Source organism: Methylobacterium oxalidis (assembly GCF_007992195.1).
Taxonomy (GTDB): Bacteria; Pseudomonadota; Alphaproteobacteria; order Rhizobiales; family Beijerinckiaceae; genus Methylobacterium; species Methylobacterium oxalidis.
In genome coordinates this window covers 26,056-47,535 of record NZ_BJZU01000021.1, presented here as the reverse complement: position 1 = coordinate 47,535, position 21,480 = coordinate 26,056, and the positions used below count along the sequence as shown (strand labels likewise).

Sequence of the window (21,480 nt, the reverse complement as noted above, 5' to 3'; positions counted from 1 at the left end):
CGCCGGGATGGTGAAGTTGTTCTCCGCGACGAAGTAGGTGCCGCGGGTGTTGGTGATGTTGATGAAGCTCGACGCCGCGTTGGCGAAGTCCCCGCCCGCGTCGATGCGCGAGAATCCCGGGGCGACCGGCGTGTTGCCGTCCTTCTTCGCGTTGGTCTTCGCGCCCTCGAAGATGTCGGAGCGGTTCTCGCCGACGCTGCCCTTCAGGGAGACGTTCTCGCCGTTCAGGAACAGGCCGCCGCTCGATTCGGGCATGCGGATGCCGCCGATCCGGAGCGTCGCGGTCGACTCGTTGACGATCTCGACCTTGGTCGAGGCCTTGGCCTCGAAGGACCCTGCGCCGCTCAGCTCGTCGGCCTGGACCGCGATGCGGCCCGAACCCGCCTGGAAGGCGCCGATCGTGATGACCTGGACCTGCTGGCGCGCCGCGCCCACGCCCGTGATGTTGCCCTGCGCGTCGCGGAAGATCTCGGCGAGGCCGCGGGACTCCAGGACCTTGGCGATGCGGATCACCTCGTCGCCGTAGAACTTCTGCAGGCCGGCATCGTTCTTGTACTGCTTGGCCTTGGCCTGCGCGTCGTTCATCGCGTCGATGAGGGCGACGCGCTGCAACTCGTAGCCCAGCGAGATGGTGATGGGCAGGCGCGGCGCCGTGAGCGAGTTCGTGTTGCCGCCGGTGGGCTGCGAGAGGGTGAAGGTGTTCGGACTGCCGCCCGTCTCGTCGAGCGTGCCGTCGGCCTTGATGGCCTTGCCGCCGACGTAGATCGTGCCCGTGAGCACGGTCGTGCCCGGGGTCTGGCCGGTGATGATCGTCTGCTTCGTGCCGTCCGCCAGCGTGACCTGGTAGCTGCCGGTGACCTGGCCATCGGTCTTCGAGAGGTCGTGCAGGACGATCTTGAGGTCGCTGAGGATGCCGGTGCGGATCGTGCCGTCCATGACGACGCGGCCGATCGACTGGCTGCGGGCGTCGCCGGACTGGACCGCCTGGCCGCTGCCGCCGAGCATGCTGTCGATGGCGCCCGCGACCGCCGTCGTCCAGTTGGTGCCCTTGGCCTTGGAATCCGTGCCGGCGAAGCCGATCCAGTTGGTGTAGAGGTTGGCGTCGCCCCCCGTCTCGATCAGCGCGCTCGACCGCACCGTGACGGTGTTGGTCTGGCGCAGGTCGATGTTCGAGTCGATCGACTGGATCGGGATGGCGCTGCCGGCGAAGGTGTCGGTGCGCGCGGAGAGGTCGTAGGGGTCGTCGCGCAGGTCGGCCTGCGCGCCCGCCACGAGGCTCACGTCGCCGTAGGCGCGGATCAGCGTGCCGCTGCCGACCGTCACGGCGTTGTTCGGCTTGAGCGTGATGTCGGTGCCGCCGACCGCGACGGTCGCCGCGCCGTAGGTCTCCGAGTTGACGACGATCGAGCCCTTCACCTTGGCGTTGGCCGTGGCGAGGAAGGTGCCGAGCGTCAGCAGCTCGGCGCTGTCGCCGATGTTGACGCGGGCGTCGAGGCCGTTGGTGCCGCGTCCCGCGTTCCACGCGCCGCTCAGCGACGCGGTGGCGCCCGCGCCGGACAGGGCGCCGCCCGTCTTCAGGACGACCTTGTCGAAGACGTCGACCACGTTGAGCGCCGAGAGGGTGATGCCGCCGTAGCCGTTGGCGTATCCCGTCGTCTCGAGCTTGGTCCGGTCGGTCCCGTTGCTCGCGACGTTCACCGCGGTGGTGAGGTCGAGGACCGTGCTGCTGCTGGCGCCCGCGCCGCTGACGAGGCCGCCCGTGGTGCCGGAGATGTTGGCGTCCGAGAGCGCCGGCTTCAGTACGGCGTTCCGGGCACTCGCCGCGATGTCGTAGGCGAGCACCTTCGCGCCGGCATTCAGGTTGGCGGTCGCCGCGTACGAGACCGTGTTGGTGACGACCGCGCCGCTGCCCGCGAGGGCGCCGAAGCTGTTGGTCAGGACCTGCCCGTTGGTCTGCGCCGTGTGGTCGGCCGAGAGGTAGAACAGCCCCGTGCCGGAGCGGCCGGTGACGAGGTCGATGTTCGCCCTGGCGCCGATCGTCGCGGTGGTGCTGCCGTCGGTCCGCGTGTCGGCGAGGGCGGCCGCGCCCGAGATCACGCCGCCGGAGCCGGCCGTCGCGACGGAGAGGTTGTCGTCGGTGCCGTTGGCGGAGACCGAGAGGGAGCCCGCGCTGATCGTGCGCGTGGTGGCGACCGTGGCGGTCGTGGTCGTGGCGGAGCGGGCGCGGGCGACCGTCGCGCCCGCGGCCACGAGACCGGCGGTGGCGCTGTTGGCATCCGCGCGCTGCTGCGTCGCGCTCGTCGCCGCGAGCGAGAGCGCGCCCGCGACCTTCAGGAGGGTGCCGGTGTCGAGGGTGGCCGCGACGGTGCTCTCGTTGGTCGCGCCCGTGACGGTGGCGTTGATGCCGATGAGGCCGCCGACCGAGCCGTTCGCGTCCGCCTCGGCGGTCGGGTTGGTGCCCCTGGCGAGGCTCGCCAGCACGGCCGCGGTGTTGGCCGTGATGTCGCTGCCGCGGGTGAAGGCGCTCACCTGCGCGGCGACGGTCGCCAGGGCGGTCGAGGCGCCGACGGCGGCCGTGCCGGCGTTGATGCCGGTCGCCTTGGCGTAGGCGGTCGGGGTCGCCGTCGCGCTGACCACGAGATCGTCCGCGACGAGGGTGCCGCCGACGATGCTCGCGCTGACAGCGGGGCGCACGTTGACGGTGGCGACGGAGCCGCCGGCCGCGAGCGCGAAGATGCCGCCGGCGACCGAGATTCCGAGGACCTGCGAATCGACCGTGGTGGTGTCGGAGGCCCGGACGGAGAGGTCGCCCGCCGCCGTGACGCGGCTGTCGGTGATCGTGGCGCTGGTGCTGCTCTGGACCGTGTCGCCGGTGCCGGCGCCGCCGCCCGCGACGCTGAAGCCGAAGGGCGTGAAGCCGGCCGCCATCGAGGCGGTGCGGGCCCGGCTCGTCAGGCTCGCGCTCTCGGTCGCGGTCACGCTGACCGCGCCGCGGGCGCTGAGCCCGTCATTGACGTTGCGGATCGAGGCCGAGACGGCGTTGGCGATGAGGTTGTTGGCCGCCGCCACCGCGATGGAGACGGAGGCGCCCCCCACGATGCCGACCGAGGCGGCGACCGAGGCCGCGCCGGTGTCGACCGAGAGCCGCGACGTGTCGCGTGCCGTCACGGAGACGTCGCCCGCCGAGATGCCGGCGCCGTCCCCGTCGACCCCCGCGCTCACCTGCGCGGCGACGCGGTTCGTCGTGCCCGCGCCGGAGCCCGCGAGGCTGACGCCGATCGCGCCGCCCGTGATCGCCACGGCGCCGGCCTTGATCGATGCGTCGATGGTCTGGCCCGAGGCAGCCTCCACGGAGAGGTCGCCGCCGGTCTGGATGCCGCTGTTGCTCGACAGGGCCTCGATCGCCAGCGCGGGGACGGTGGTGGCGCCTGAGCCCATGCCGATCAGGTTGATCGCCACGCCGGTGCCGATGCTCGCCGCGACGGCCACGCCGCCGATGCTGGCGCCGGCCGCGATCGCCACGACCTCGGCGTTGATGCGGCTGTTGTTGGCCGCGCTCACCGAGACGTCGCCGCGGGCGTTGAGCGTCGCGCCGCTCAGCCGCGCCCGCGTCGATCCGCCGATCAGGTTCGTCGCCACCGCGCCGCCGCCCGCGACGGCCACGCCGACGCCGCCGCCCGCCAGCGCCGCGGAGGCCGCGGCGACCTTGGCGTTGATGCTCGCGCCCTCGATGCCGGGCGTGGTCGGGTCGTCGGCCGGCACCAGCGCCTCGACGGAGATGCCGCCGGTGCGGGCGGTCACGGAAGCCCCGTCGATCTGCGCGGTGAGCGCGTTGTTGATGATGTTGAGAGCGGTGGCGACGCCGATCGAGGGCGCGACGCCGACGGCGCCGCCCGCGGCGGCGACCGCCGCGGTGCCGACGTCCACCGTGATGGCGGCCTGGTCCTTGGCGCGCACCGACACGTCGCCCGCGGCGACGCTCGTCGTGGCGCCGTCGATCGACGCCTTGGTGGCGATGCTGATCGCGTTGCCCGAGTAGCTCCCGGCGCCGGCGACGCCGACCGCGACCGCCGCGCCCGTGACCACCGCGGCGCCCGCCGCGACCGCCGCGCTGATGGTGCCGGACGAGGTGGCGCTCACCGCCACCATCCCTTGCGCGTCCACGGTCGTGCCGCTGATCACCGCCTCGACGGCGGCGCTGCCGTTGGCGTTCAGCGACGGCTGGGCGAGCGCCTTGCCGTCCGAGCCCTTCGTCGTCCAGTCGCCGATGATGTTCTGGGCGCCGGCGAGGCCGATCGCCACGGGGACGCTGGCGATGCCGGCGCCGCCGCCGGCCGCGGCGAGGGAGACCACCTTGGCGTCGATCGCCTGTGTGCTGACCGTGGTGACCCGCACGCCCGCGGCACTGGTGACCCGGTTGTTGGCGCTCTGGCCGGTGGCCTTCTCGATCGCCGCGCGGGTGCGCGTGGTGATGATGTTGAGCGCCGAGGCGCCGCCCCCCGAGACCTGCACGTTGGCGATGCCGGCTCCGCCGAGGCTCACCGTCGCCGCCGTGGCGACGGCCTTGATGAAGCCGCCACTCGTGGCAGCGACCGCGACGTCGCCGCTCGTCGCGGTGATGCCGGTATCGGCGTTGCGGATCGTCGCCTCGACGGCGTTGCCGATCGTGTTGGTGGCGTTCGAGGCCGCGATCGTGACGCCGACCGCCGCGACGCCCGCGCCGCTGCCCGCGATGCCGGCGGCGCCGACCGAGGCGGTGATCTCGGACGTGTCCTGCGCCGTGACCGAGACCGCGGTGGCTCGGATGCCCGTGGCTCCGTCGCCGTCGATGTAGGCCCGGGTCGGGACCGCGATGACGTTGCTGGCGCCGACGCCCGCGCCGGCCACGCTGACGCCGGCCGCGCCGCCGCCCTGGACCGAGGCGGAGACCGCCGCGACGTCCGCCTTGATCGTCTGCTTCGAGGTGGCGGTCACGGAGAGCGCGCCGTTCGAGTCCACGCTCGTGTCGCTCAGGTAGGCCTGGACCTCGTTGCCCGCGCCGATGACGTTCACCGCCACGCCGACGCCGACCGAGACTCCGACGCCCGCCGCGCCACCGCCGCCCGCCGCGGCGGCCGCCGCGACGATGAGAGCCTGGATGTCGGAGGTGGCCGAGGCCGTGACGCTGGAGGCGCCGCCGCGCACGGTCAGCCGGCTGCCGGAGACGAGGGCGTTCGTCTTCGTGGTGATGACGTTGGCCGCACCCGCGCCGCCGCCGCTCACCGAGACGCCCGCCGCGCCGCCGCCGCCGACCGAGAGCGCCGCCGCCGCCGAGACGGCCTTGATGCGGCCGTTGCTGGTGGCACTCACCGAGACGCCGCCGTTGCGGGTCGTGAGGCCGGAATCCGCGCTCCGGATCGAGGCCTCGACCGTGCCGGCGATGGTGTTCAGCGCGAGCGCGAAGCCCACCGCGACGCCGACGCCCGCGGCGCCGCCGCCGGCCGCCGAGAGCGCGGCCGCGCCGGTGGCCGCGGTGATGGCGGAGGTGTCGCTCGCCTTGACCGAGACGCTGCCGGCCTGGATGCCGGAGCCCGCGCCGGTCCCGTCGCCTTCGATCGTGGCGCGGGTGACGACGCCGATGGCATTCGCCGTGACCGAGCCCGCCCCGCTGCCCGAGACGCCGGCCGCGCCGCCGCCCTGGATCGCGGCCGCCGCCGCGATCACGGTCGCCGAGATCGACTGGTTCGAGGTCGCCTCGACCCCGAGCGCGCCCGTGACGTCGAGGACGGAGTTGCGGACGGCGGCCTCCACCGCCATCGCGTCGCCCGCCAGCGTGTCCTTGCGCGCGCCGTCCGCGCCGCTCGTGGTCCAGCGGCCGATCCGGTTCTCCGCGCCGCCGACGCCGAGGGCGACGCCGACGCCCGCGGCCCCGCCGCCGCCGGCCGAGGCCGCGAGCGCCGAGACGATGGCGGTGATCTCGGAGGTGGCGCCCGCCGTGACCGTGAGGGCGCCGGCGCTCGTCAGCCTGCTCGCCTCGACCGTGGCGGCGACCGAGCCGCGGATGCTGTTCGAGGCGAAGGCGCCCCCGCCCGAGACGCCGACGCCGGCCGCGCCGCCGCCCGCGACGCTGATCGCCGCCGCGGCCGCGGCCGCGTAGATCCGGCCCGTCCGCGAGGCCGTGACCGAGATGCCGGCCGTGTTCGTGCGGATCAGCGTATCGGCGTTGGCGATGCTCGCCTCGACCGCGCCCGCGATGCTGTTGAGCGCGATCGTGAAGCCGACCGCCACCGAGACGCCGGCCGAGCCGCCGCCGGAGCCGGCGAGCGAGGCCGAGCCCGCGTAGGCCGCGATGGAGGAGGAATCCGCCGCGTTGACCGAGATGCTGCCCGCCTCGATGCCGTCGCCGTCGCCGTCGATCGTGGCGCGGGTCGAGACCGCGATGGCGTTGGTGACGACGACGCCCGCCGCCGAGACGCCGACGCCGGCCGAGCCGCCGCCGCCGATCGAGGCGGCCGCCGCCGCGACCTGGGCCGTGATCGCCTGGGTCGAGGTGGCCTCGACCTTGAGCGCACCGGTGGTGGCGACGCCGCTGTTGCGCAGGCGGGCCTCGACCAGGGAGCCCTGCCCGTCCGCGGCCGTGTCGACCCGGTCCTTGCCGGTGCCGGTGGAGGTCCAGCCGCCGATCTGGTTCGCCGCAGCCGAGGCGCCGACCGCCACGCCCACGCCGGCCGAGCCGCCGAGCGCCGCCGCCGCGCTCGCCGCGAGCACCCGCGCCTCGATCTGCGCGGCGCCGGCCGCCGTGACGGTGACGCTGCCGCTCCGTGTGATCGGGCTCGCGTCGATGACCGCGCTCGTCACCGAGCGGATCGTGTTGAAGGCGAAGGCGCCGCCGCCCGCGACCGCCACGCCCGCGGACCCGCCGCCGCCGAGGCTCACTGCCGCCGCCGTCGTGTTGGCGCGGATAGTAGACGCATTTCGAGCGTTGACGAGCACCGCGCCGGAGGCGGCGAGGCCGTTCCCCACGTTCTGCACGTAGGCCTGCGCGGCGGCGTTGATCGTGTTGAGGGCGAGCGCGAAGCCGATCGAGACGGAGACGCCGGCCGAGCCGCCGAGAGAGGCCGAGACGGCCGCCGTGAGCGCGTTGGCGACGATGCTCGACGTGTCGCGCGCCTGCACCGTGACGGCGCCGGCCTCAACCGCGTTGCTCGGGATGGCGCTGTTGGCGACGCCGTTGCCCTCGATGAAGGCGCGGGTCGACACGCCGATGGCGTTGATGACGGAGGTGGCGCCACCCGAGACGCCGACGCTGTTCGAGCCGCCGCCCGCGAGCGCCGCGGAGAGCGCGGCGATGTCCGCGTTGATGGTGTTGTTCGAGAGCGCGTCGACGGTGAGCGCGCCCTTCGCGTCGACGGCGACGCGGGTGAGCGAGGCCTCGACGACCGTGCCGCCGTTCGCGGCGAGCGCGTAGGAGGTCGCGCCGTCCGTGCCGGACGGGGTCCAGGTGCCGATCCGGTTCTCGGCGACGGCCGCGCCTACAGCAACGCCGACGGCGCTCGAGCCGCCGACGCCGGCCGCCAGCGACGCGGCCAGGATCTTCGCCTCGATCGCCGCGGAAGCCTCGGCCGTCACGGAGACGGCGCCGGTGCCGGTGGTGCGCAGGATGCTCTCGCTCGCCTGCGCGCGGGTGCTCGTGGTGATGACGTTGCGGGCGAAGGTGACGGCGGCGCTGACCGCAACGCCGTTCGAGGCGCCCGCCCCGATGCTGATCGCGGCCGAGGCCGCGTTCGCCTTGATGGAGCCCGCCGACTTGGCGGAGACCAGGATGGCGCCGCTCGTCTGCAGCGCGCGGTCGACGTTGCGCACGACGGCCGAGACGTCGTTGGCAATGCTGTTGAGCGCGATGCTGCCGCCGACCGCGATCGAGACCGCGTTCGAGGAGGAGGCGGCGAGCGCCAGACTCGCCGAGAGGGCCGTCGCCGCGATGGCGGAGGTGTCCTGCGCGCTGACCGCGGCGCCCGAGGCGGCGATGCCGACGCCCGTGCCGGCGCCGTCGCCGTCGACCAGAGCGGCCGTCGCGAGGCCGATGTTGTTCATGGCGAAGGTGCCGCCGATGCTGACCGCACCGGCGTTCGAGCTCGAGACGGTGACGCCGACCGCGATCGCCGCGATGTTCGCCGAGATCGTGTTCTGGCTCGACGCCGTCACCGAGAGCGCGCCCGTCGCCGCCACCGCCGTGCTCGACAGGGTGGCCGAGACGTTCGCGCGGGAGCCCATCGCGGGCGTCTGGCTGATCTCGTTCTTCGCCGCGTCGTAGGCCGTCCAGGCGCCGATCTCGTTGTAGGCGATGGCGATGCCGAGCGCGCCGGCGCCCGCGGCCGCGCCGCTGCTCACGCCGACCGAGGCGGCGGCGGCGATCACGTCCGCCTTGATGGTGGCGAGGCTCGAGGCCGACACCGTCACGGCGCCGGCCGCGCTGAGGGAGGCGCCCTGCACGGACGCCGTCGTGCTGCTGTTGAGCCTGTTCACGGCGCCGACGCCGGCGCCGGACACGCCGACGCCCTTGCCTCCGCTGCTCGCGCCGACCGCCACGCTGGCGGCCGCGGCGAGCGTCTCGATGCGGCCCTTGCGGTCGGCCGTCACGGTGACGCCGCCCGAGCGGGTCGTCACCTGGGCGCTCTGCACGGACGCGCCGACGTTGCCGGAGACGCTGTTCAGCGCCACGCTCGCGGCGAGCGCGACCGTGATGGCGCCGCCCTGGCCGAGGCCGGCGGCGATGGAGGCCGCGCCGACGTTCGCCTTGATCTCGGACTCGTTGAGGGCCGTCACGGACAGGCTGCCCGCGTCGATCGCCACGGAGCCGGCGACCTCGGACGTGGTCGCGACGTCGATGACGTTTCGGGCGACGGAGCCGCCGAGGCTGACGGAGGTGGCGTCACCGGTGCTGCTGCCGGACAGGCCCACGGCGACGGCGACGGTGGTCGCGTCGACGATCACCTTGGCGGAGGCGCGCACGCTCACGGTACCCGCGGCGCGCACGGGCGTGCCGGAGACGGTGGCGCGGACCTCGTCGCCGGAGCCGATCACGTTGTTCGAGACCGAGGCGCCGATGGCGACGCCGGTCGCCTTGTCGTTGGCGGAAGCCGCGAGCGCGATCGAGGTCGCGCCCGTGAGCGCGGCGATCTCGGCGGTGTCGCTCGCGGTGACGGTGAGGCTGCCGACCTTCGAGGCGTCGGTGGTGCCGTCGCCGACCTTCGCGGCGGTGATCTCGGCGACTGTCGAGCCGCCGACGGTGTTGAGGGCGAGCGCGCCGCCGCCCGCGACGGAGAGCCCCTGGCCCTGCGAGGAGACCTGCGCGCCGACAGCGGCCGCGAAGGTCTGCGCGAAGATCCTGGCCTCGCGCGTCGCGGAGACCGTGACGGCGCCCGAGCCCGAAACGTCGGCGACCTGCGTGATGCGCGCCGTGACGTCGCTCTCGATCTCGTTGTTGGCGAGCGCGGCGCCAATCGACACGGTGGGCTTGGTGCCGGAGCTGCTCGAGTCCGCCGAGAGGTTTGCCGAGACGGCCAGCGCCACCGAGGTCGCCCGGATGATCGCCCGGTCGCGGGCCGAGACGGTGACGCCGTCCGAGCCCGAGCTCACCGCGTCGTCGGTGCTGCCGGTGCCGTCGATGATCGCCGTGGTCGCCGTGACGATCTTGTTGCCGACGTAGAGGCCGCCGCCCGCGAGGGCGAGGCTCGACGAGCTGCCGCCCCCGCCGCCGCTGCCGCCGCCCGTCGAGACGCCGACCGCCACGGCCGCAGCCGTCGTCTTCGCCGTGATGGACTCGGCCGAATCCGCCTCGACCGAGACCTTGCGGCCGGCGCTCAGGCGGGACTTCGTCACGCCGGCGCGCACGTCGAGGGAACGGCCGGTGCCGTCCTTGAAGTTGGCGCCGGTCGGCAGGCCGCTGCCGTAGAAGCCGATCATGTTGAAGGCGAGGGTCACGCCGATGGCGATCGCCTGCGAGGTGCCCTTGCCGACGACGACCGCGGCGGCGGCGGCCGCCGTCTCGGCCGTGATGTCCGAGGCGTTCGCCGCCGAGACGGTGATGCCGCCGCTGCCGCCCGTCCCGTCCTGGCTCGGAGCCAGGGTGCCCGAGGCGGTGACCTTGCTGTCCGCGATATGCGCGTCGACACCGCCGAGGATCGTGTTGAAGCCGAGCGCGCCGCCGCCGGCGAAGCCGAGGTTCTTGCCGTCGTCCGTGCTGAGCAGCACCGCGATCGCGGTGGCGGTGGCCTTGGCGTTGATGGTGGCGTCGCTCCTGGCCGCGACGCTGACGTTGCCCGCCGTCGAGGTCAGGTCCGCGACCTGGTCGATGCCGGCTTTGAGGGCCTCGTCGACGATCGTGTTGCGGGCGATGCTGAGCGCCACCGCGACCGTCGAGCCGGACTGGGTGCCGGTGCCGCCCGAGGTGCCGCCGGTCGTGCCCCCGGTGGTCCCGCCCGAAGCCGGGTCGGTCTGCGACATCCGGTAGGCCACCGCCGTCACCGGAGCCGTGACGACCGCGTCGATCGCTGACGCGCTCGTGGCGGAGACCGCGACGCCGCCCGCGGCGCGCAGGCTCGTCACGTCGGAGATGGTGGCGGAGGTCGAGAGGCGAGCGAAGTTCAGCGCGACCACCGCGCCGACGCTCGTCACCTGTGCGCCGACCGTCGTGACGGCGTTCTCGATCCTGGCGTCGATCGTCGCCTTCGACTGCGCCGTGACCGTCACCGTGCCGGTGGCGTTGATCGGCTGGCCGGAGATCGAGGCCGTCGCCGCGAAGGTGCTGGCGCCCTGGATCACCGTGCCGAAGTCGGTGCCGAGGATGGCGTCCGAGAGGTCGAACAGCACGTTCTGGCTCGACGTGCCGATCTTGTTGAAGGCCGCGGTGACGCCGACCGCGGTGCCGCTCGACTCCACGGTGCTGTCGACGGTGGAGCGGATGGTGCCGGTGTTGAGCGCCTCGACCGTGACGTTGCCGACCGTCTTCGACGCGGCGGCGTCGCCGAGCTTCGAACCGGTGATGGTCGCCGTGCTCGATCCGGTGACGACGTTCGCCGCGATCACGGCGCCGATCGCGACCGACTCCTTCGTGCCGGGCTTGGTGCCGGGCTTCAGCTTCGACTCGACCTTGCTCGTGATGCTCGCGGTGATCGTGCCGGTCTGCGCGGCCTTGACCGCGACGTCGCCCGCCTGGACCACGGCGGCGCCGACGAGGCTCGCCGCGGCGGTGCTGCGCACGTCGTTCGTGACGAGGATGCCGCTCGCCGCCACCGCGTAGGGCTTCGAGGCCGCGGTGCTGCCGGCCGAGGTCGAGCCCTGGGCCGGGGCCGTGGAGGAGCCGGCCGTGTCCTTGCTCTCGCCGAGGTTGAGCACGCCCGGCGGCAGGAATTTCACGAACTCCTTGAGGTTGTTCTCACGCCAAGAATTCGCCTCGAAGGTCTCCGTACCGAGGTCGACGCTCTTCGTGGCGCCGAAATAGACGTAGCGCTTCTCCTGACCACTCACCTTCGCGAAGACGATGTCGCCGAACTTGACCGTCTTGGTGCCGGACTTGGTGGTGTAGGTGTAGTCGTCGAGGATCTTGTTCGCGAAGTCCTCCAGCACGCTCGCCTTCGTCAGGCTGGCGAGCGAGGCGAGGCTGTTCTGCGAGTCGATTCTCCCCGCGCCCGTGGCCGCGATCGTCATCGCGCCGCCGGCGTCGACGGTCTTCGAGGTGCCGGAATTGTCGAGCGTCGCCAGCGCCCGCGCGTTCACCATGTTGCCGGTGAGCGCGAAGCCGACCGCGTAGGCGCTCGCGTCCTTCAGGACCGCGTTCGAGGCGCTGGCCTTGTTGTTGAGCTTCGCCTCGATGGTCGCGCTGGAGGTGGCGGTGACCGCGAGCGCGCTGCCCGCGCCGGTGGCGACGCTCGTGCGCAGCACCCGGGCCGTGGCGCCGGACGGCGTGGCGTCGTAGCCGAGGCCCTCGGCGATCAGCGGCTGGCCCGTGATCGTATCGGCGGCGCGGAACAGAACGTTCTGCTCCTGCCAGCCGATCGTGTTGAAGGCGAGCGTGATCGAGACCGCGCCCTGGTCGCTCGACGTGGCGGTCTTGTTGGTGGCCTGGATCGTCGCGGTGTTGTCGGCCGTCACGGAGAGGCCGCCACCGCCCGTGATCGCGCTGTCGAGGATCGCGGCGTCGGCCGCGCCGAGCACGCTGTTCGTGGCGATGACACCGCCGAGGGCGAGGCTCTTCGTCTGCGTCTTGGTGCCGACGGCCGGCGTGCCGGCTGCCGGATCCGTTGCAGGCGTGGTGCCGCCGGCCGGTGCCGGCTGGCCGTTCGTCGGCTTGTAGGAACTCGCCGACTTCACGGTCGCCGCGCTGTCGGCGGTGGCGGTGATCGTCGCGGTCTCCTTGGCGGAGACCGTGATGGCGCCCGTGCCCGAGGTGGCGGTGGCCGAGACGATCTGCGCCGTGGCGTCGCCGTGCACGCTGTTGAGCACGACGAGGCCACCGATCGCGAGCGCGGCGGAATTCTGCGGCTGCACGGCGCCGGGGTTGGCGGTGGAGGGGTCGCCGGTCGGCGCGTCCGTGGTGGTGGCGGCCGTCGCGGCGGTCGGCGTCGCCGGCGCGGTGCCCGTGCCGGTGCCGGTGCCGGCCGGCGTGCTCGTGGTGCCCGGCAGCTTCAGCCCGTCCGGGATGAAGTTCGAGTCGAGCGCCCGCTTCCAGAGCAGCTTGTCGGTGAAGTCGGTGGCGGCGAGGTCGAGCTTCACCGGCGTGCCGTCCGGATTCGTCGACGCGCCCATGTAGACGAAGATGTCGCCGGCCTTGTAGTCGCCGGCCTTGCCGGCGATCTTGACCCAGTCGGCCTTGCCGCCGGTCTTCGTCGTCAGGTCGACGGTGCTCGGCTGCGTGTCGGTCAGGGTGGCGGCGGCGACGTACTTGTAGATGGCGCCGTCCGCGGTCTGGATCGTCTCGCCGGTCTTGATCGTGACCGCCTCGGTGGAGACGATCTGGTAGGTCGGCTTGGCGTAGCCGTCCGCGATCCGCACCCGCGTGCCGAACTCGACGGTCTGGACGTTGGCGGTCTTCGGCGGCTGGCCGAGGGCGGTCAGATCGAGGCTGACGAAGTCGGCCGTGCTGATGCCGAGCGGCTTCAGGAAGGCGTCGAGGCCCTCCTTCAGCGAGAGGATCGTCTCGCCGGCCGAGAGGGTCAGCTTCTCGATGCCGACGACGCGGCCGATCGTGTCGCCGACCGCCGTCTTGGCGGCGTCGCCGCTCGCGCGCAGAGCCGCGTCGTCGAGATAGCCGCGGGCGGCGGCCTCGGCGGCGACGCGGTAGGCGGCGTCGCGCAGCGCGTCCGTCTCCGGCTTCAGCGTGTCGGTGGCCGCCACCTTCTTCAGGTCATCGGCGGCCTTCGTGAGGCGCTCCCGCAGCTTCGTCGCGTCGCTGAGCGGAATCGTGGCGTTGCCGGAATCCGCCAGCGCCTCCATCGCGTCGGTCAGGGCCTTGTAGACCGCGCGGAGGTTCTCCGCCGCATTCGACTTCGCCTTGAGCTCGGCCTGGGCACGCTCCAGCGCGGCGGTGGCCCGCTCCACCTTGGAGCGCGCCTCGAGGGCGAGCTGCTTCACCCGCTCGACCTGAGCGGCGATCTTGTCCTCGAGCGCCGTGACCTCGGCGGGCAGAAGGTCCTTGCGGTTCTTGATGAGGTTCGACTGCAGCGTCGCCGACTGGGTCTCGTTCGGGTTCGTCGAGAAGTCGGAGGGCAGGTACTTGTTGAGCTTCGACTGGTTGGTGACCGCGCCGCCGTCGGCCTTCACGACGGTCGAGCTCGTGACGATCTGCGCGTTGGAGGTGATGCCGGCCGCATCCTCGGCGGTGACCGAGAGGGCCCCGCCCGCGAGGATCGTCTTGGCCGCCGTGCCTGTGTTGTCGATGCGCGCGAGCGCGCTGCCGCTGACCTTGTTCGAGGACAGCACCACGCCGAAGCCGGACCCGCCCGAGCCCTTCATGGAATCGGTCGAGGACAGGGCGGCGTTGCTGATCGTCGCGTTGATCTTGGCGGCCGAGGTCGCCGCGACCGTGAGGTCGCCGCCGGCCTTGGCCGAGGATTGAACGATCGTCGCCCGGGCGCCGGAGCCGACCTCGCCGCCGAAGGCGCCCGAGAGGGTCGGCGAGCCGATCAGCGCGTCGATCGTGTTGAACAGAAGGTTCTGGGTCTCGTAGCCGACCGAGTTGAACGCCAGCGTCACCGCGGCCGAGACGCCGCCCTGCGTGCCGCCCGAGGTGGTGGAGGCCGCGCGCAGGCGCGCGTCGACGCCCGCCTCGTTCTCGGCCTCGACCGAGAGGTCGCCCGTGGTGGCCTCGATCGCTGAGCGCAGGACGCTCGCGACGGCGCCGCCGCGCACGACGTTCGTCGCCGCGATGCCGTTGGCCGCGATCAGCGTGCCGCCGCCCGTGCCGCCGCTGGTCCCGGCCGTGCCGGTCTGCGACTGGAACGAGGCGCCGCCCGAGGCGGTCACGGTGCTGACCACGGTGGCCGAGATGTCGGCCGCGTCCTTGGCGAGGACCGCGAGATCGGCATGCGCCGTGACGGTCGCGTCGGTGATGCGGGCGGTGGCGCCGCCGTTCACCTCGTTGAACACGATGAGGCCGCCGAACGCCTTCGAGGAAGAGGCGGGCGTGCGGGCGGTCGGGACGGTGGCACCCGCGGCGGGCGGTGTCGCCGGCGTCGCGGGCGGGGCGGGATCGGCCACCTTGTCGAGCTGCGGCAGCACCGTGCGGGCCGGGGCCGGGATCCAGTTGTCGCTCAGGTAGTCGGCCGTCTTGAGGTCGACCCGCGTGTTGTCGGGGCCCCGGTAGATGTAGATCGTGCCCTTCACGCCCTTCGTGCTGGTGTCGTTCTTCGAGAACAGCACCGTCTCGCCGGTGCGCAGGACCGGGTCTCCATCGAGGGAGGAGTAACGCGCCTTGAGGCGCGTCACCGAGGTGGTGCCCTGCGGCGTCGTGACGGTGGTCGTCACGGCCGTGTCGGCGGCGTTCGTCGTGGTCGTCGTCGTGGTGGTGGTCGTGCCGGCGGGCGCCGGCTTCGTCACCACGCTCGCGCCCTCGGAGACGGCGAACCAGAGGGCCGTGTTGGCGTAGTCGGTGGTGGCGAGGTTCACGCTGTCCGGCGTGCCGATGTAGATGTAGACCCGCCCGGCGATCGCGGCGTTGGCCGCCGTGCCCACGGGGTGGTCGGCGGCGAGCCGCACCCGGTCGCCGGTCTTCAGGTCCTTCGTGCCGGACTTCGTGGTGTAGTCGTAGATCGTCAGCGCGGTCTCGGCGGCCTTCTTGGCGAGCGCCGCCACGGTTCCGGAGACGGCCGAGGAGCCGATCAGGGTGCTGTCGGCCTCGATCGAGGCGCGGTTCGTCGCGGAGACGGTGACGCTGCCGCCCGTCGAGGTCACGCTGGCGGCGGGCTGGGCGGGAGCCGCCGCGGCTTCCGTCGCGGCGCCGATATAGGCCTCGGCCTTAGCACTCACCTTGTTCGAGGCGAGCACCGCGCCGGCCGAGATGCCGCGCGCGCCGGTCTCGGCCGCGTGCTCCGTGTCCTCGGCGTCGGCCTGCGCGACCTCGTTGCCGACCTCGGCCGTGATCGTGGCCTGACTCTCGGCGGTGACCGAGACGTCGCCCTCGGCGAGCACGGTGGTGCGGGTGATGTAGGCCGTCGCGCCGGCCGGCTGCTCCGACTTCGTCGCAGTGGCGATGAGCGGGTCGCCGACGATCGTGTCGACGGCCATGTAGAGCGGGTTGTCCTGCTTGAAGCCGACCGTGTTGAAGGCCAGCGTGAAGCCGACCGCCGAGGTCTCGCCCGCGACCGAGCCCTCGGCCGTCGCCTCGATCTCCGAGGTGTTGACCGCGCTGACCGTGACGCCGCCGCCGGACGCCGTCGTCGCGCCCGCTTTCGTTCCGCCGTCGATGGTGCTGTCGGAGATGGAGGCGGTCGCGCCGTTGAGCACGCTGTTCGAGACGAGCACGCCGCCCGCCGCGGTGCCGCCCTCGACCTCGCTCGCGTCGGTGGCCTTGATCGAGCCCGTGGACTCGGCCGCGACGGTGACGTCGCCGCGCGCCTCGACCGCCGTGTTGACGATCTTCGCCTCGGCCTGCCCCTCCACGGCGTTGCGCGCGAACAGGGCGCCGAGGCCCTTCGAGTCGATCTTGCCGACCTTCGGCTTCGAGCCGGTGGTGCCGCCGGGCACGACGTTCGCCGCGTCGAGCTTCTTCCAGAGCGAGAAGTCCGAGAAGTCGCGCGTCGTGTCGCCGAGGTTCAGCGGGGTCGCGCTGTTCTCGCCCATGTACTGGTAGACCGCGCCCGCCACGCCCTTGCCGGCACCGGTCGGGGCGAAGCTGTCGCTGAGGCGGATCTTCTCGCCGAACTTGATCGCCCGCGAGCCCGAGGCGGTGGTGTAGGTGTACTCGCCGAGGAGCGCTTCCGCGCCGCGCTCGGCGCCGGTGACGGAGCCCGTCTTCACGGACTTGGCCGAGGCGCCGACCGTGGTCTCGGCCTCGATCGACACGGAATCCGTCGCCTTCACCGACACGTCGGTGGCCGAGACGGTCTTGCCCTGCGCGTCGAGCGTGGCCCGCGCCGCGCCGCTGACCCGGTTCATCGCGACGATGCCGGAGACCGCGAGCGCGTCGGCGCTCGCGGCCTTGGCCGAGGCTGTGACCTCGTTGCCGAGCTCGGCCGCGATGGCGCCGGAGGATTCCGCCTCGACCGAGACCGCGCCCGAGGCCGTGACCGCGCTGTTCGTGATCTCGGCGACGGCCTGGGCCGGCGCCGCGTTGCCGAGATTGGTCCCGACGATCGCGTTGAGCGTGTCGAAGGCGAGATTGCTGCTGGCGTAGCCGATCGCGTTGAAGGCGAGCTGGATGCCCGCCGCCCGCGCCGTGGTGCTCGGCGGCGTAGCGAGCCCCGTGCCGCCAGTGGTCCCGGTGCCGCCGGTGGTCCCGGTGCCGCCAGTGGTCCCGGTTCCGCCCGTCGTGCCGGTGCCGCCCGTCGTTCCGGTGGTGCCGGTGCCGGTGGGGTCGGACTCGCCCGCGGCGCCCTGCGAGGCGGCCGTAATCTGCGCCTTGACGGTGGCTTCGATCGAGCCCTCGGTCTTGGCCGTCACCGCAACCGAGCCGCCGCTGCCGCGGGTCGTGACCGTCGCGTTCGCGATGCGCGCCTCGGCGGTCGACAGGATGGTGTTCGTCGCGATGACGCCGTTGATCGCCAGCGCGGTCGAGCGCGAGTTCTGCGCGGTGCCGCCGGCCGGCTTGTCGAAGGCCGAGGTCTGGCCCGGAACGGTGCTCGCGGTGCCGGTCCCGGCGGTGCCGTCGGCGGCCGTGCCGGTCTGCTCCTTGATGGTGGCGATGGCCTCGACGGTGGCGTCGGCCTTGGCTGTGATCGTCGCGGCGCGCTCGGCCGAGACGGCGACGCTGCCGGACGTGACGGTCGAGCCGGAGATGGCGGCGCTCGCGCCGCCCTGGATCTCGTTGCGCACGACGATGCCGCCGGCGGCGACGGCCCCGGAGCCGCCCGCCTTGGCCGCGCCGGCGCCGCTGGTGGCGCCCTCGCCGTCGCCGACCCGGCGCCAGAGGTCGAGGTCGGCATAGTCGGCCGTGCGCAGGTCGAGCGAGTTGGCCGCCGTCCTGTCGGCGCCCATCCAGGCATAGATCGCGCCCTTCTCGCCGATCTTCTTCCAGGTGCCCGCGACCGTGAAATCGGTGGTGGCGAGGTTCAGCGCCGCGGAGGCGGTGGCCGGGACGTAGCGGTAATAGGCGCCGGCATCGCCCTTGCCGGCCGGGTGGCCCTGGCTGATCAGCACCACGTCGCCGGGCTGGATCACCCGCGTCGCCGGGCTGGCGGCGGGCGTCCGGCCGGCCTGGGCGGCCGCCGTGGAGGTCGGCAGCGCGCCCTTCACCTTGTCGAGGACGGGGATCGTCGCGATGGCGGCCGGGAAGTTCAGGGCGACGCGCTGGCCGAGCGTGATCGCCACCGGCGTCGCGCTGCTCGCCTGGTGGTCGGACCGGATCTGCGCCTGCTTCTTGAGGCCGCCGTCGCTCGCGGCCTGGCCCGCCGCGACGAGCTTCACGTTGGCGTTGATGGTGGACGTGTCGGCCGCCCGCGCGCCGGTCTCGCCGCCCGCCGTGATGGTGGCGGCGGAGACGATCTCGGCGCTGGCCGTGCGCGCCATCCGGTTCGTGGCGATGAAACCGCCGAAGCTGCGCGAGCCCGCGCTCGTCGTGGTGCCGCTGCCGGCCACCGTCTTGAGCGGGGTCTTGCCCGCGAGCTGGCGCGCCTTGTCGATGACGACGGCCTTGTCGCGGTTCTTGATCGCCGCGGCGGCGTTCTGCTCCGGCGTGCGGACGGTCACGGTGTTGCTGACCGTGGCGTTGACGGTGCCGGCGCTGGCGGCGTTGACGCCGACCGCGCCCGACGTCGCCATGACGGTCGCGCCTTCGATCCGGGCGCGGATCGCCTGCGTGGCGAGCGCCGTGAAGAAGCTCGTGCCGAGCACCGCGTCGAGGGCGGTGCCGACGATCTTGTCGGCGATGGCGCTGGTCGCGATGCCCGTGAGGCCGTAGCCGACGACATTGAAGGAGGCTGCGCCGCCGATGGCGGTGCCGCCGCCCTTGGAGCCGCCCTCGACGGTGGTCTCCACGCGCGAATCGATGTTCGAGACGTCGGCCGCGCTCACGGTGACGTCGCCGCCCGACGCGGTGACGCTGCCGCGGGTGATCGTGGCGGTGGTGCTGCCGAGCACGACGTTGGCGGCGATCGAGCCCGCGACGCCGAACTTGCTCGGTGCGGCCGACGCCTGCGCGTGGGTCGTGAGGTCGAGGGCGTTCTGGGCCGTCAGCGTCACGCCGGCCGTGGCCGTCGCGACGGAATCCGTGAGGGCCGCGGTGATGTCGCGCTCGACGGTGTTGATGGCCGAGCCGCGGCCGATCGCAACCGCACCCTGGCTCACGACCGTGGAATCGACCTGCTGGTCGAGCGTCGTGATATCGGTGGGCTCGGCGATGGCGCGGGCCACCGTCGCGTCCATCGCGGTGACGGTGATGCCGCCGGCCGTGGCCGAGAGGCGGGCCTTCTCGGCCGTCGCGACGGTCGAGCCGGTGAGAAGCGTGCGCGCCTGGATCGCGCGGGCCTCGATCTCGGTGCTGTTGGTGGCGACAGCCAGAAGCGAGGCGCCGGTGACGGACGCACCGCGCAGGGCGACGCGCACGGTGTCGTTGGCGGCGATGAGCGCGGCGCCGGCCTTGATCGGGGCGGCGAGCGAGCCGTCCTCCTCGCCGTCGCCCGCGATTGCCTTCGTCGGGTTCACCGGGTCGTCGGGCGCCTCGGTGGCGGCGCCGATCTTCACGAGCAGGGCGCCGCTGTTGGCCGCCTGCAGGGCGACGCCGCCCTCGGCCGCGATCACGGCCGGGTCGGAGGCGAGCGGGGCGGTGCCCGGCAGCATGCCGTTGGCCGCCACGCCGACATCGACGCTCGTCGTGCGGGTGACCGTCTGGTTGCCGGTCAGCGCGAAGAGATTGAGGATGTCGCTGAGGATCGGGATGCTGGCGCCGTCGGCCGCCACGAGCTTCGTCGTGACGTTGGTGGTGTCGGTGGCCGCGAGCTGGACCGCGAGGGCCGGGTCGGTCCCGGGGAGCGCCGACGTGCCGGCCTGCGTGAGGCGCGCGGCCTTGTCGACGGTGACCTGGGTCGTGTTCGTGACCGCGGTCTCGGCCTTCTTGATCACGCCCTCGACCGCGAGCTCGGCCGGGGTGAAGACGTCCGACAGACTGGTCTCGCCGCTGACGATGCCCTTGAGCGCGTCGCCGGTGCGCTTCGCGGTGTCCTGGAAACTGTCGGCGCCCGGCAGGACGAGGCCGATCGCCTTGACGTCGACGGTGGCGCGGGTCGTCGCCGCGAGCCTGATCGTGCCGCCGTTGACGGCGCCGGTCGCCCCGACCGCGATGACCGAGGTGTTGGTCTGCGTCGGCGTGATGCTCTTGAGCTGCGAGGAGAGCGAGGAGCGCAGGATGACGCTGTCCACGACCTCGGTGGTCAGGGCGGCGTCGCCCGCCGCGACGACGCTGCCGTCGAGGGTGATGCGGGCTGCGCCCGTGGCCGTGACGGACAGCGTCTGCGTGTTGATCGGCGCCGTGTCCGAGAGCGTGATACTGCTGCGCACGGCGATCGTCACGGCGGCGCCGTTGATGACCGCACCCTGGTTGATCGTCACGCCCATGCGCGCGTCGGCCGTCGCCGCGCGGTCGTCGCCGCTGGTGACCAGCACCGGGCTCACCGTCGCGTCCGTCGAGAGGGTGACGGCGCCGCTCGCCCGGATCGTCTTGCCCTGCGCGAGGACGAGGCTGTTGTCGCCCGCGCCGCCGTGGAAGGTCACGCCGATATCGCCGGCCTGCGCCCGCAGGTCGGCCGACAGGGCGATGCGGTCGTTGCCCGTGCCGCCGTCGAAGGTGATGGCGACGTTGCCGGACGCGACCGTCAGATCCGTGTCGAGGACGAGGGCGTCGTTGCCGGCGCCGCCGGTCAGGCCGAAGCTCGTGCCGGGCGGCAGGGTCGCGAGGTGGAGCGTGTCGTTGCCGGAGCCGAGGAGCACGCCGAAATTCGTGGTCGGCGCCGTGAAGGCGAGGCTCGCGAAGGCCGCGGTTGACGCGTTCGCCGTCCGGTCGAGGCTGTAGCCGCCGCCGGTCTGCGAGAGCGTGGCGTCGATGTCGCCCGCGACCATGCCGGAGAGGTCGAGCTGCAGGGAGGCCTTGCCGCCCGCGAACGTCCCGCTGAGGCTGCCGCCCGCGCCGACCTTCAGGGTGTCGGAGGCGCCCGCCGAGCCCGTGAGATTGCCGACGCCCGAGAAGCTGCCGGTGAACTTGCTGGCCTCGATCGTGCCGGTGTCTGAGCCCGTCAGCTCGAATGTCGCCCCGCTGGCGTTGCGCAGGACGATGCCGTCGCCGTCGGCGGCGCTGGCATCGACGACCGCGAGGGTCGGGCGGCGCGCGTCCGGCAGGATATTGAAGGTGTCGACGGCGACGGTGATGACGTCCTTGTTGGCCGCCGAGCCCTGGATCGTGAAGGTGCTGAAGGCGGCGACGTCGCCGAACGTGTGGAGGACGGCGCCCTCCTGGCCGTTCGTGTAGTCGAGGATCTGGATCCGCTGGACCGGATTGCCGGACTGGTTGGCGCCCTGGCTGTCCTGAACGAGCTTGACGAGGAGCTGGTGCTCCTGCGTCGGCGGGTCGGACGGCACGGTGTAGGTGATGTCCGCGTTGAGGAGGACGCGCGGCTCGAGCGGGTCGAAGATCAGCCGGTCGCGGTAGAGCATCCGGTCCGTCTTCGCCTTGAGGCGCATGACGAGCTCGCGCTTGGTGGGACGGTGGGCGCGCGCCGCGTCCTCGACCGGCTTCGGCCGGTTGCGGCGGCGAAACAGCGGCCCCCAGAAGCCTTCCGACTTGAACGGAAAAGCCAT

At 73.0% G+C, this 21,480-nt stretch carries 1 protein-coding gene (only partly in view); it reads right to left on the bottom strand.

Going from position 1 to position 21,480, the window contains the following annotated elements; translation table 11 throughout:
• Positions 1-21,480, bottom strand: the 5' portion of a protein-coding gene (locus MOX02_RS07125; RefSeq protein ID WP_210250372.1) for an LEPR-XLL domain-containing protein. 21,057 nt of this gene lie to the left of the window's left edge; the window shows 21,480 of its 42,537 coding nt (coding positions 1-21,480); the start codon lies at positions 21,478-21,480; the stop codon falls past the left edge of the window.